The 13,042-nt window shown below is 43.8% G+C and carries 10 protein-coding genes; 4 read left to right on the top strand and 6 right to left on the bottom strand.

Annotated elements, in window-relative coordinates:
• Positions 1-98 precede the first annotated feature (98 nt).
• Together AAE02nite_RS03920 and AAE02nite_RS03915 are read left to right on the top strand one after the other, a co-directional pair.
• The gene (locus AAE02nite_RS03920; RefSeq protein ID WP_146895141.1) at positions 99-1,634 is read left to right on the top strand and encodes an aldehyde dehydrogenase family protein; all 1,536 of its coding nucleotides are present in this window, start codon (positions 99-101) and stop codon (positions 1,632-1,634) included.
• A gap of 726 nt (positions 1,635-2,360) precedes the next feature.
• Positions 2,361-4,619, top strand: a complete 2,259-nt coding sequence (locus AAE02nite_RS03915) for a monovalent cation:proton antiporter family protein (protein WP_146895140.1) — start codon at positions 2,361-2,363, stop codon at positions 4,617-4,619.
• Positions 4,620-5,036: 417 nt separating this feature from the next.
• On the opposite strand, the gene secDF is transcribed toward AAE02nite_RS03915, so the two are convergent.
• The 5 genes from secDF to AAE02nite_RS03890 all read right to left on the bottom strand — a co-directional run bounded on the left by secDF (position 5,037) and on the right by AAE02nite_RS03890 (position 10,425).
• On the bottom strand, positions 5,037-8,057 hold the full coding sequence (secDF, locus tag AAE02nite_RS03910) for a protein translocase subunit SecDF (RefSeq protein WP_146895139.1): 3,021 nt from the start codon (positions 8,055-8,057) through the stop codon (positions 5,037-5,039).
• Between the two features lie 129 nt (positions 8,058-8,186).
• On the bottom strand, positions 8,187-8,555 hold the full coding sequence (locus AAE02nite_RS03905; protein ID WP_146895138.1) for a hypothetical protein: 369 nt from the start codon (positions 8,553-8,555) through the stop codon (positions 8,187-8,189).
• 52 nt (positions 8,556-8,607) lie between these two features.
• Positions 8,608-9,246, bottom strand: a complete 639-nt coding sequence (locus AAE02nite_RS03900) for a uridine kinase family protein (RefSeq protein ID WP_146895137.1) — start codon at positions 9,244-9,246, stop codon at positions 8,608-8,610.
• 92 nt (positions 9,247-9,338) lie between these two features.
• A complete protein-coding gene (locus AAE02nite_RS03895; protein WP_146895136.1) occupies positions 9,339-9,830 on the bottom strand; it encodes an SRPBCC family protein in 492 nt (163 codons plus the stop codon).
• A 13-nt stretch (positions 9,831-9,843) separates the two neighbouring features.
• Positions 9,844-10,425: a non-canonical purine NTP diphosphatase gene (locus AAE02nite_RS03890; protein WP_146895135.1), complete on the bottom strand. Its 582-nt coding sequence runs from the start codon at positions 10,423-10,425 to the stop codon at positions 9,844-9,846.
• Between the two features lie 747 nt (positions 10,426-11,172).
• Here AAE02nite_RS03890 and AAE02nite_RS03885 point away from each other — a divergent pair.
• Together AAE02nite_RS03885 and AAE02nite_RS26480 are read left to right on the top strand one after the other, a co-directional pair.
• Positions 11,173-11,802 (top strand): 3-keto-disaccharide hydrolase, encoded by a 630-nt coding sequence (locus AAE02nite_RS03885; RefSeq protein ID WP_146895134.1) that lies wholly within the window; start codon positions 11,173-11,175, stop codon positions 11,800-11,802.
• Positions 11,803-12,156: 354 nt separating this feature from the next.
• Entirely contained in the window at positions 12,157-12,315 is a 159-nt protein-coding gene (locus AAE02nite_RS26480) for a hypothetical protein (RefSeq protein WP_174761911.1), read from the top strand.
• Positions 12,316-12,357: 42 nt separating this feature from the next.
• Here the strand turns inward: AAE02nite_RS26480 and AAE02nite_RS03875 are convergent, their stop codons facing one another.
• Positions 12,358-13,020 (bottom strand): alpha/beta hydrolase, encoded by a 663-nt coding sequence (locus AAE02nite_RS03875; protein WP_146895133.1) that lies wholly within the window; start codon positions 13,018-13,020, stop codon positions 12,358-12,360.
• Between the last annotated feature and the right edge of the window lie 22 nt (positions 13,021-13,042).

The raw sequence follows: 13,042 nt of genomic DNA, 5'->3' as shown, positions 1-13,042 counted from the left end.
TTACAACGCAATAGGTTAACTAATCACAAAAAAACGAATTTTCAATAAACTTCTTTAAATCATCGCCTTAATCGCGAAACATTACAAAATTTTTAAATATGGCAAAAGTTATTTTACCCGAAGCAGCATGGGATGTTTTGCTGAAAAAGCTAAAAAATGTAACGCCGGAAATATTCGATAACGAAGGCAGAATCTTGAATTTAATTGCCGGCGAGTGGAAAAACCCGGGTCGGGGTAGACATTATTTTTCGAGCATTGATGGTACCGAGCTTGGTAAATTACCCATGCTCAGTTTGCACGAAGGTTACCAGGCGGTAAAAGCGGCCGCCGCCGAGTACGATAGCTGGCAAAAAGTAAGTTTAGATAACCGCAAAGACAAAGTAAAAGCCTGTTTGGATCTGCTTAGAGAAAACAGCCAGTTACTCGCGTACCTGCTTACCTGGGAAATTGGTAAACCCTATCAGCAATCGATGGTAAGCGTAGACCGGTGTATTACCGGCGTAGAATGGTACCTCGAAAATATTGACAGCATGCTGGCCGGTCGTAAACCGCTGGGCCTGATTAGCAATATTGCTTCCTGGAACTACCCCATGAGTGTATTGATGCACGCCATGCTGGTACAAGCATTAGCCGGAAACTCGGTTATTGCTAAAACTCCTACTGATGGCGGTTTATTTTCTTTATCATTGGCTTGTGCGCTGGCCCGCCGGTGCGGTATTCCGGTTTCACTGATTAGTGGTTCGGGCGGTGAGTTGAGCGATGCCCTGATTCATTGCCAGGAAGTATCGGCACTTTCTTACGTGGGCGGAAAAAGCCATGGCCGCGGAATTGCTCTGAGCTTGTTAGATACGCACAAACGGCATATGTTGGAGATGGAAGGCGTAAATGCCTACGGTATCTGGGATTATGATAACTGGGAAGAATTGGCCGGACAGATTAAAAAAGGCTTTGAGTATGGTAAACAACGTTGTACGGCTTACGTGCGGTGGGTGGTGCAGCGCGAATTATTCCCTAAATTCCTCGATACGTATATTCCGGCTATAAAATCTCTGAAAGTAGGTAATCCGCTATTGGTAGAAGAAGGCCAAACTGAGTTGCCAAAATTAGATATTGGCCCCTTAATTAATACGGCTAAAGTAGAAGAATTGCGCGGGTACTACGGCGATGCGTTAGGCAAAGGCGCTATTGGGTTATACAAAGGCGAACTGGATGAAAGTATGTTTACGCCTAACCAGGATATTTCGGCTTACTTTGCCCCGGCCACCCTGCTTAATGTGTCGCGGGGCAGCCACCTGTATTACAACGAACCGTTTGGCCCCTTAGATACCATTCTGGTGGTAGACAGCGTAGATGAAATGATTGCCGAAATGAATGTTTCTAACGGTAATCTGGTATCGTCGGTGGCTACCGACAACAAGGTAGTAGCCGGGCGGATGGCATCGGAATTGCGTTCTTTTAAAGTGGGTATTAATAAAGTGAGAAGTAGGGGCGACAAAGAAGAAACTTTTGGTGGTCTGGGTCAAAGCTGGAAAGGCTGTTTTGTAGGCGGTAAATATTTGGTTTACGCCGTTACGCAAGGCCCCGCTAACGAGAAACTACCTGGTAACTTCCCGGATTATACCTTATTGCCGTAAATTTTTAATTTTTTGTACTGGTATATAGTCGGGAAGGATTGCCTTTTTTCCGGCTATATACCAGAATTAACTTTTCCCGGCTAGGAACGCCCGACTGAATCTGCTAATCCGAAGCACAGTCGATCTTTATTTTTTAGGCAAAAAACTTACCTTTGTAATATTGATGCCTATAATTACAGCTCTAAGTATACTTTCCCGATCCCGACACCCGGCTTTAGTTGTAGTTTTTCTCTGTACTACATTATTTTCTTTAAGCCAACCGGGGTGCTTTTTATCTCAAGCGCCTTACCTGGTCGCTGCCACCACAATAACTAAAAAGCCTCTTTTCCTATGTAAAGCCAAAGAACTAAAAGGCAAACTTTCTTCTGCCAAGGTACCTCGAAAAAAAGTATCGCTGGAGGCGGCTTTAACTTTTATTCACATAACTTTTCGGTCTCAGATAATTGCCTGGCAAATTTTTGGACCGGCTTATTTTTTTGTTTCACAGCAGCCCAAAATTTCTTTACATGGGACCAGGCTGTTCGGGGTAAGTTTTACTTCCCGTATTTTCTTCTTTACCATTCAGCCCAACGGTCCTTAGAAAATATTTTCTACTCTTTATCTACCAGGCTTTTTTATTTACCCGATTTCACTGTGCCGGGCAAATTACCTTCTTAACTTTTTGGCGTCAATTTTTAGCATATAAAGCAAGCCCTGGCGCAGCTAAATAAAGATTATTCATAGTTTATGATACATGTTCCTCAACTTATTGTTGACCTGGCTTTTATTTTAGGGGTAGCGGGTGCTACTACTTTAATATTTAAATGGCTTAAGCAGCCTTTAGTGCTGGGGTATATAATAGCGGGTCTGTTAGTGGGTCCCAACTTTCCGTTTATTCCTTCCATTGCCGAAGTAGAATCTATTCAAATCTGGGCCGAGATTGGGGTTATTTTCCTGCTCTTTAGTCTCGGGCTGGAGTTTAGCTTTAAAAAATTAGCCAAAGTAGGAGGCACCGCCACTATTACCGCTGTAACCGAAGTGGTAGGAATGCTGGTGCTGGGCTATATAACAGGGCAGCTATTGGGCTGGTCTTTTATGGATAGTATTTTCCTGGGCGGTATTTTATCTATTTCTTCTACTACCATTATTATCCGGGCTTTCGATGAGTTAGGCGTTAAAAGCCAGAAGTTTGCCGGTTTAGTGTTTGGTATTCTGGTAGTCGAAGATTTAGTAGCCATATTATTACTGGTTTTATTATCTACGGTGGCAGTTAGCCAGCAATTTGGGGGGGCTGCTATGCTATCCTCCGTAGTGAAATTAGCCTTTTTCCTTTCGGTCTGGTTTTTAGGGGGTATTTACCTCATTCCTACCTTTCTGCGGAAATCTAAGAAATTAATGAACGAAGAGACTTTGCTGGTAATATCGGTAGCCCTTTGTTTGTTAATGGTGGTACTAGCTACTAATGCCGGCTTTTCGCCGGCTCTGGGCGCCTTTATTATGGGTTCTATCCTGGCCGAAACCGTTTATGCCGAAAAGATCGAACACCTGACCAAATCGGTAAAAGACCTTTTTGGTGCCGTATTTTTTGTTTCCGTAGGTATGCTGATAGACCCCATAATGCTCCTGGAGTATGCCGGTCCGGTTATCCTGATAACTTTTATCACTATTTTCGGCAAAGCTTTTACCAGTTCTTTAGGGGCTTTGGTTTCGGGGCAGCCATTAAAACAATCCATCCAAACGGGGCTTAGTCTGGCCCAAATCGGGGAGTTTTCTTTTATTATTGCTACGTTGGGCTTAACCTTAAAAGTAACCAGCGATTTCCTGTACCCCATTGCGGTAGCCGTATCGGCGCTTACCACTTTTACCACGCCTTTCCTCATTCGCTTTTCCGAGCCTTTTTACTATTGGCTGGAAAAACGATTGCCGGAAAGCTGGAAGAAATTCTTAGCCAATTACAGCTCCGATGCGCAAACCGTTAGCAGCGTCAGCGACTGGCAATTGGTTTTACGCTCTTTTGCCCAACCCATTATTACCAACTCCGTGGTACTAATCAGTATTTTACTCATTAATACCAATTTTCTGGCGCCCTTTATTGCCGAATCGATTTTAGCAGGTTCTTGGGGACGTGTTTTAACCGCGTTTATTTCCTTAACCTTTATGGCGCCTTTTATTTATGCGCTGGCAATTAAAAAAGTAAAGAACCGGGCTTATTCCCGGTTATGGCAAAATAAAAAGTATTCCAGAGGGCCATTGGTAGCCCTCGAAATCGGGCGTATTGTGCTTGCTTTATTTTTTGTGCTATTCCTGCTGGATCATTTATTTTCGTACCAGGTGGCCTTATTGTTTGCGGTTGTAGTGATAGGTGTATTATTCCCCTTATTCAGGAAACGCATCCGGAGCGCCTACGAACGCATCGAACATCGGTTTATGACCAACCTGAACGCCCGTGAAGCAGGAGAATCTGCTAAAAAGCTTTTGCCCTGGGATGCGCATTTGGCCCACTTCCAGGTAAGTCCCGAATCGGAGTATGTAGGAAAAACGTTGGCCGATCTGGGCCTCCGGGAAAAGTTCGGGGTAAGTATTGCCCAGATAGAAAGAGGCCGTCTGACGCTGCCGGTTCCGGGAGGAAACGAAATGTTATTCCCGGCCGATAAAATTACGGTAATTGGCACTGATGAACAGTTAAGTAATTTTAAGCCTTTTATTGAAGTAACCACGCCGGAGGAGATTAACGCGGCAGACCAACCCGAAGTAGGACTCCGGCAAATAGTGGTAGATGCCAAATTCCCTTACCTGGGTACTACCATCAGGGCCTCTGGTATCCGGGAAAGTACTAATGGTTTAATTGTAGGTATTGAGCGTAACGGCGACAGAATATTAAATCCGCACCCAAGTACCACCTTTGAGATTGGGGATATTGTATGGCTGGCCGGTGAACAACGGTTAATAAGAAAAATAGAGCAAAGTTCTTTTGTGCCAACTCCTGAGGGTACTATAAGTGCCTGATTTAAGGTGGTTGAAGCACCTCATCCCCCAACCCCTTCTCCTCTGGGCGAAGGGGAGCTCCGGTAATGCGTTTTCTATGGGAAACGCTTTTAATATCAGGAGAAATGAGGTACTGTCATGTATTCTATAGTGGATCCAGTCAATCCTTTAAAACTAATTTGACCTTTATTACTGCCATCTGAATACCAGCATGAGTTATTCCATTCTTATTATAAACTTCCTTAAGAAACAAAACAACGTTATTGTAAAAGCTGAAAGCGTATTCAAAGGCCCTCTCCTTTTTCAGGAGAGGGATTTAGGGTAAGATCCTCCTGTAACAGCAATAAATAAAAAAGCCTCCAAAACATATTTGGAGGCTTTTTTATTATTTATCCTCATAAGGTTTCTTCAACCTAGAGAATAAGTTTTAATTAAGTATTAAGAACGAACCCTTTCTGTAGTTGCTAACTTGGGCGTAACCGAAGCAGGCGCAGTTGGTTTGTTCGATTCGTCGTTAGTGGTATCTACCAGTAGTGGAGTTGCAATAAACAGAGTAGAATAAATACCCGAGATTACCCCCACGAGCATGGCAAAAGAGAAACCACGTAAAGTCTCGCCGCCAAAGATGAACAGAATAACCACCACAAATAATACGGTTAAAGAAGTAATAATGGTCCGGCTTAACGTATCGTTCAGCGCCGGATTTATTACATCTTTCATTTTCATGCGAGGGTTATTACCTAAATATTCCCGGATACGGTCATAGATTACTACGGTATCGTTAATAGAGAAACCAATAATGGTTAAGATAGAAGCAATGAACACCTGATCCATTTCGTAGCTTAAGCCAAATATACGGGCAATAGCAAAGAAAGCAATTACCATCAAAGCATCGTGAATCAAGGCGACTACCCCGCCCAAGCTATATTGCCATTTCCGGAAACGCAGCATTACGTAGAGGAAGATACCGGCAAATGATAACAAAACAGCAATTAAAGCGGTGTTCTGGATATCATCGGCTACAGTAGCGCCCACTTTCGCAGAACTTAAAATTTGGGGATTAAGCGAAGCATACTCCTTTAATCCGGCTTGCAAAGCTGTTTGCACTGTAACATCGGCTTCGGTGGCTTCCTCTTCTGCCAGGTAGCTGGTGGTAACTTTCAGGCGGTTAGAGGCGCCGTAAGTTTTTACTTCGGTACCTGCGTCTTTAAATTCATCGTTTAGGGCTGCCCGCACATCCGAGGCCGGAACGGCTTTATCGAACTGCACCACGTAAGAACGGCCACCTTTAAAGTCAACCCCCAAGTTAGGACCACCCTGCAACGCCATCGCTACAAAGCCAAGCGTGATTACGGTAGCAGAGCCAATGTAAGCCACTTTGCGGTGTTTAAGGAAATCGAAATTAAAGTTTTTAAATAAACCTTTAGAAATACCGGTTGCAAAGCTCATGTTTTCGCCATTTTTGCCGGAAATCCACCATTCAATAATTAAACGCGAAATATAAACAGCTGTAAAGAATGAGGTGGCAATACCAATCATCAGGGTAATGGCAAAGCCTTTAACCGGACCGGAACCAAAGAAGTAAAGAATAATACCAGCCAGTAAGGTGGTAACGTTAGAGTCGAAGATAGAACTGAAAGCCCGCTCATAACCTTTATTAATGGCATCGCGCACCGTTAACCCGCGCGCGAGTTCTTCCCGGATACGTTCAAAAATAAGTACGTTCGCATCTACCGACATACCAATGGTTAACACAATACCCGCAATGCCCGGTAAGGTAAGCGCTGCATTAAACTGCGCCAGAATACCCAGAATAAAGAAAATGTTGAACAACAAGGCTAAGTTGGCTACTACCCCGCCTTTGCTGTAGTAGAACACCATGAAGAATACAACCAGTACTAAACCAGCTAGCGTAGAAAGCAAGCCTTGGTTGATAGCTTCTTTACCCAGCGAAGGTCCAACAATGGCTTCTTCTACAATACGGGTAGGAGCAGGCATTTTACCGGCTTTCAGAATATTGGCTAAGTCCTGGGCTTCTTCAATGGTAAAGTTACCCGAGATAGAAGAGTTACCCCCGGCAATTTCTGATTGAACTACCGGCGCAGAATATACATAATCATCGAGTACGATGGCAACCTGGCGGCCAATGTTGGCGCCGGTTAAACGCTGCCAGCTACGGGCGCCCGTGGTGTTCATGGCCATGGTTACTTCGGGCTTACCGGTTTGGTCAAAATCCTGGCGGGCATCACTAATATATTCGCCGGTTACCGGGGCTTTACCATCGCGGCCTTTTTTAACCGCATAAAGCTCTAAATATTCTTTGCCATCCGGACTTTGGATGGGCTTTACTCCCCATAAAAACTTCAGGTTTGGCGGCAAGATAGCCTTTACATCAGAACGGTTAAGCAAATCGTTAACCCGGGCGGTATCGCGCAGGTTGGCACCTAAACCACCTGGTAGCGGTACAAATAAACGAGCCAGCAGGCTGCTTTGATTAGCACCCAATGAGTCGGCCTGAGTTGAATCAGCAGGGGCAGTAGTAGCGGCAGTGGCGCCAGAATCGGCTACCGGTTTGCCGGTAAGCGGATCGATAGCAGGCGTTTTGGTAGCAGCAGCACCGGTTAAAGCGTCAGTTGATTTTTTAGCTGGGGCATTTAATTTATTCGCAGCTTCCTGTTTAGCCAGGTAGGTGTTTAATTGACCAAAATACGGCGAAAATTCTTCCGGGGTCCACACTTCCCAGAACTCCAGTTTAGCCATACCTTGTAACAATTTCCGCACGCGGGTAGCATCGGTTACGCCGGGTAATTCAATCTGGATACGGCCGGTACCTTTTAAGCGCTGAATATTGGGTTGATTAACGCCAAATTTATCAATACGGGTGCGTAAGATGTTAAAAGACCGATCAATGGCGCTTTCTACTTCTTTGTTAATTTCGGCAATTACCTGGTCGTTGGTAGAACTAAAAGAGATACGGCCTTTGTTAGCGGCATTCGCGAAAATGGCACTTAATTTACCATTGGGGTTAATTTCACGATAAGCCTGGGCAAACAAGGTAGTAAAGTTTTGCTGGCTGTTGCGCTGTAACTGTTGCGCCCGTTCCAAAGCTTTCAAAAAGCTGGGATCTTTGCTGTTGCCCGCCATCGATTTAATAATCTCTATCGGCGACACCTCCAAAGTTACGTGCATCCCGCCTTTCAGGTCGAGGCCTAAACCTAATTCACTATCCTGAATTTCTTCGTAGGTATATTCTGCCCCTAAGAAGTTAAATACCGGCTCCTTGCGGATAGAATCGAGGTAAGCATTTTTTTTGTTGATATCGACGTTGCCATTAGCGGCCGTTGCAAAAGCTTCCGCCTTCTGCTGTACATTCCGCGATACCAGGCTAAATGACAAATAATAAAGGCAGAGCGCTGCCACTATTACCGTCAGGACAAAAATTACGGTTTTGTTACGCATTATTTAGTACTAAATTATAATATTAATTAAATGATGATTTCTGATTAACACGCTGCTGGGCAGAGCTACCGGCCGCCAAAAACACGAAACAATATTTTAGGCAGCGTAATTCCTTAAAAAGAAGAAAAATCAGGGGGCGTTGACCTGAATAGAGGTAGAAAGGAGGGTTTTAAAGTAACGCAGCACAATACCAGCGGGGTATTGCGGCGTAAAATGCAGCAAAACCGGTTTTACAAAGCTGAAATAGGATAATTCCGGAACAGCGGCTGCTTGTTGCAAAACCACGTAAGAAGGCGTGGCTTCAAAAGATATTTTCTGTTTCACGGTGCCGTGGCGGTCAGCGGCAGCCGATTTATCTACTTGCTGGTGGCCGGCTTTAGTGGCAGGAACAAGCGTATAGGTGGTTACCTCACGGTTATTCAGTCCTACCATTAAAAGCAGGGTGATGGCCGTAAGTACCACGCGTAACTGTTTCGCTATGTTAACCGGAAGAAGCATGAAGTTGTAAAGGTATGTATTTTAATAAACCCGTAAAAGAAAATTCCTGTTCTTAAATCGGTTGTTTTCGGTAATTCTTCACTTTTCCTGCCAAAAAAGATACCAAAACTTCCAATCCCCGCTCAAACTGTTGGTTATTCGGAATAATGATATCGGCATCGTCTTTATAAGGCTTAATATATTTCTCGTAAGTAGGCGCTACGTGGTTTAGGTACCGGTACAATACATCGTCCAAGTCGTAGCCCCGTTCTACTTTGTCGCGCAGAATGCGGCGGTGCAGTTTTACGTGCTCTTTGGCATCAATATAAACCTTTAAATCCAGTTGCCGGGCTACCTCTTCAAAGTAAAATACAAAAATGCCTTCTACAATAACCACCGGCGCCGGATTAAAAACTAACTCTTGCGGAACAATATTGGGGTTGTTAAAGGTATACTCGGTGCGGGTAAAGCTTTGGCCCTGACTAATTTTAAAAACATCCTGCGCGTAACCATGGGCATCTATACATGAAGGTAAATCAAAGTTAATAACGCCTTTCTCGTCTTGTAGCTGGTTTTCCCGCGGATGATAATAATTGTCTTGCGAAATAAGGCAAATATCTTCGGGCGCAAAAGAACTAATAAGTTTGCGTAAAAACGTGGTTTTGCCGGAGGCGCTGCCACCCGTAATGCCTACCAGATAGGGCTTCTGCATGTATTAGTTAATAATTAAAATACAAAAGTAATGGTTTGTACTCGGGCAACATGATTTCGGGTAAAATAATTTAAAAATGCGTAAAATTCTTATTAATTGGCTTCATTTGGATAAGATAAAAATAGCCGCCAATTTCCAGATTCAGCATACGCCTTAATTACCGCGTTCCTTTCTTCCAGCAAATGAAGCATATATTTTTCCAGGAAAAGCTTATTAGCTAAGGTGCCAAGCAGCCCGAAAGGTGCTTCGAAGTAGAATTTATCCTGCATTTGGGTGCCATTTTCGGTTGGCGTAAAATGATGTTCATGCCGGAAATATTTAAATGCCCCGCTTACCATTTGGTCTTCAAAATAAAATGGATAATTGAAGGCGGTAATTTTAGAAGTAAGCTTTTGCCAGACGCCAAAATGTTTTGCTCGCCAGGTTACGGTTTCGTGCAATTCTATCAGCCCGGTTGTTCTGCCGGCAATAGCCTTTTCGCCGGTTTTCTGAGTAGATAGCTGATGAAGGTCGATGCTGCGCGAAAGATCGAAACAAATCTGGATGGGAGCCTTAACAAACGTTCGGATATTTATTTCCGGCATAGGCGGCTAAATTCTAAGATTGGTGCTGCTTCAGGAATGTGGCCAATTCCTGCAAAGCCCGGCCCCGGTGACTGATGCTGTTTTTTTGTTCCGCACGCATTTGGGCAAACGTTTGGTTGAAGCCATCGGGTATAAAAATCGGGTCGTAACCAAAGCCCTTTTCGCCGTCGGGAGTTTCGGCAATGGTACCCAGCACAATGCCGTTGAACTGGTGCACCCGACCATCCAGGATTAAGGTAATAGAAGTGCGAAACTGCGCCCGGCGATTGGGTTTACCGGCCAGATTTTCTAAAAGCAGTTGCATGTTGTCCAGATTATTCCGCTGCGAGCCGGCATAGCGGGCCGAATAAACGCCGGGTTCGTTGTTCAGGGCGGTTACCTCCAGGCCGGTATCATCGGCAAAGCAACTAACGCCGTAGTTTTGCCAAACATAATTAGCTTTCTGGTGAGAGTTCCCTTCTAAAGTTTCCTGTTCCTCGGGTAATTCTTCGTGGCAGCCAATTTCCTGCAGGCTTACTATTTCGTATTGGCCGCTTAATATCTGGCGTACTTCGGCTAATTTGTGTTCGTTATTACTGGCAAAACAGAGTTTCATATATTTTTACTTTATTATTCCAACTACTTAGATTCCGGTTGTACGTATTTCGATTACCTACCTTACTATAAACCTAAAAATAGTCAAGCATTAAACCAGGTACCAGTTAGTTAGGTGACTCACTTTCATTTTTGCCTCAAGTTAAACCTGCTAAAGCGTTTTGAACAACAAAAAAGGTAAAATAAAGAAATTTGAAAACAGAATTCTTAAGGGGCTCAACCTTTATAAGCAATATTAGAACATGTTTGCTTAGGCCATTCTAAGAGAATGCGCAATCTTTCCGAAACTTAAAAAGCCTTCTTCAGGTGTTTTCCTATAGTTGATTCTGTTATCCTATTAATTATTTTCTTTTCTTGTCTGCTACCGGATTAGCCTTTTATTGGAGGATGAATTGATAGTTACGAAAGCCTGTTAAGTGAACTTTAAATAGATAATAAGTAGTAATAGAACTCAGAATCCGGATTAGTAATGTAAAATATTCCATAAAATAAACTAATTTACTTCCGGCGGTAATCAAATATTGCTTGTCGGAAAATGAGCAGCTATAAAGTATATTATATAAACTAAATAAGTTTTTAGGCGCTGATTCCGACCTGCTTCGGGAATTAGTAAGAAATTATTTAATAAAAGAAGAATACGAACAGAACCTGGGAAAGCGTATTAGCCACGAAAAAGAAGCATATATTCGCAATGGATAAAAGAATAAATATAGCTATTTTTCATCAGTCAAATTTAAAATGAATTAACATGAAACGGATTCAAATTTTAATTACGGTATTGCTCACCTGCCTCCTGGTAACCGGCGGCTATGCTCAGAAAAATTCAAGATCAAAAGGTGGTGTATCGCTTTTTAACAGTAAAGACCTGACGGGCTGGAAGGTACATGGCACCGAAAAGTGGTATGTAGAAAATGGAGAATTGATATGTGAAAGCGGACCAGATAAAGAATACGGGTATCTGGCTACAAATAAAACCTACAAAAACTTTGAATTAGATCTGGATTTTAAGCAGGAAGCTGATGGCAATAGTGGGGTGTTTTTCCGATCGTCGCTGGACGGAACAAAAATTTCGGGCTGGCAGGTAGAGATAGCTCCCAAAGGCATGGATACCGGTGGTATTTACGAATCTTACGGACGGGGCTGGCTGGTACAAATTCCCGACGAAAAAGAGAATATTTTGAAGCAGGGCGAATGGAACCACATGAAAATACGGGTAGTGGGCGAACAGGTAACAACCTGGTTGAATAACCAGCAAATGGTTGATTTTAAAGATGAAAAAATTGGGCAGGCCAATGGCTCGATAGCGTTGCAGATTCACAGCGGCGGGGGAATTAAAGTGCGCTGGAAGAATTTAAAGGTGAAAGAAATAAATATGTAAAACTGCCATTTTGGTTGTTGGTGAATAAAGAACAGGGGCAAGGAGCGGCACGGATAGACAGGTATTTAGAATTTTCCGGCAGGAGGGCAGTTGTCTGGCACCAAAGTTTGAAAGGAAGTCAGAATATTTAAAAGTAAAGTTTACAGTTAACTGATTGCTGAACCCTGGTTTTGTTAACCCAAATTTAGTAGAACCAGCCAGGCTACCCGCTAGGGTGATGTGCACCCGATAACCATTGCTCAGAGCGCGCGCACGTCCGGCGGTGGTAATATTACTATGGTGCCAACCCAAGCCATTTCGGCTTTCCCGGTTTCAACCAGGAAAGCCGAAAAATTATTTATCTGGTAGGCCGGTATGCACGATACTCCGTTCGGGCAACGGCTATCTACTTATATGATCTCCCAGAATATTCCGGATGGAGCGGTACCCATGTCTTTGTTAGCCGACCATCCGAATGCGCAGTTTGATTTTTACCGGCCCGGTTTAGGTACTGGTGCAGTAGAAAGGCATTAGGCAAGCCGCTTTTATTAAATTTGGCTGAATATAATTGAACGATTATCTATGCAGCAGTTTAGCTACCTCCTGATTGATTAGCTGGCTTACCTGTTGGCCCTGGCTAATCACCATTAAGTGCTCGCCCCCGGCTATGGGCGTATAATGGCGAATGTATTTAACCGGGAAGAGTTTGTCGTGGGTGCCGTGCACGTGCAAAAGGCCGGGTATTTTGGTTTTTTTGGACCAGGTACTTATCTGATAAAGCGCCCATTTTACATAGGGTATATCCAGCTCCCGGATAATTTGATGGAGAAGGGTAGCTTCTTCCCGGGTTTTGGCCCCGAAAATATAAGCCTGTAAGCGCGGCATAGCTTTTCCTAAACCCAGCGGTATCAAGTAGGGCAGGCGCAACCCGCCGGCCAGGCGGTAGTACCAGGGCAGTTCCTGGCGGGTTTTTACGCTCGATATGATAATGGTTTGTACCGGATTTAAATGTTTGGCCAGTTCTACCGCTATTATACCGCCAAAAGAAATACCTATTAATATTAAATTATTTTTCTGCGGTAATTGGTTGGCCAGGCGGCTGGCATAATGTGCCAGGTTCTCGTTTGGTTCCGGTGGTATCCAGCGGATAATGGTGCGGGTAAATTGTTTACCAATGGCCAGGTTCTGGAATATTCTTTCGTCTACACCCAACCCCGGAATCATAACCACGTGGAACATGCAAATGCTTAAACGTTAATAG

This window comes from Adhaeribacter aerolatus, assembly GCF_007991635.1.
In the GTDB taxonomy this organism is placed as follows: Bacteria; Bacteroidota; Bacteroidia; order Cytophagales; family Hymenobacteraceae; genus Adhaeribacter; species Adhaeribacter aerolatus.
The sequence above is the reverse complement of the archived record's forward strand: the minus strand, read 5'-3'. Positions and strand labels throughout refer to the sequence as shown.

What these genes read in the sequence shown, in the direction of transcription:
- AAE02nite_RS03920 (WP_146895141.1), top strand. Translation starts at nt 99, where the DNA reads ATGGCAAAAGTTATTTTACCCGAAGCAGCATGGGATGTTTTGCTGAAA.
- AAE02nite_RS03915 (WP_146895140.1), top strand. Translation starts at nt 2,361, where the DNA reads ATGATACATGTTCCTCAACTTATTGTTGACCTGGCTTTTATTTTAGGG.
- secDF (WP_146895139.1), bottom strand. Translation starts at nt 8,057, where the DNA reads ATGCGTAACAAAACCGTAATTTTTGTCCTGACGGTAATAGTGGCAGCG.
- AAE02nite_RS03905 (WP_146895138.1), bottom strand. Translation starts at nt 8,555, where the DNA reads ATGCTTCTTCCGGTTAACATAGCGAAACAGTTACGCGTGGTACTTACG.
- AAE02nite_RS03900 (WP_146895137.1), bottom strand. Translation starts at nt 9,246, where the DNA reads ATGCAGAAGCCCTATCTGGTAGGCATTACGGGTGGCAGCGCCTCCGGC.
- AAE02nite_RS03895 (WP_146895136.1), bottom strand. Translation starts at nt 9,830, where the DNA reads ATGCCGGAAATAAATATCCGAACGTTTGTTAAGGCTCCCATCCAGATT.
- AAE02nite_RS03890 (WP_146895135.1), bottom strand. Translation starts at nt 10,425, where the DNA reads ATGAAACTCTGTTTTGCCAGTAATAACGAACACAAATTAGCCGAAGTA.
- AAE02nite_RS03885 (WP_146895134.1), top strand. Translation starts at nt 11,173, where the DNA reads ATGAAACGGATTCAAATTTTAATTACGGTATTGCTCACCTGCCTCCTG.
- AAE02nite_RS26480 (WP_174761911.1), top strand. Translation starts at nt 12,157, where the DNA reads ATGCACGATACTCCGTTCGGGCAACGGCTATCTACTTATATGATCTCC.
- AAE02nite_RS03875 (WP_146895133.1), bottom strand. Translation starts at nt 13,020, where the DNA reads ATGTTCCACGTGGTTATGATTCCGGGGTTGGGTGTAGACGAAAGAATA.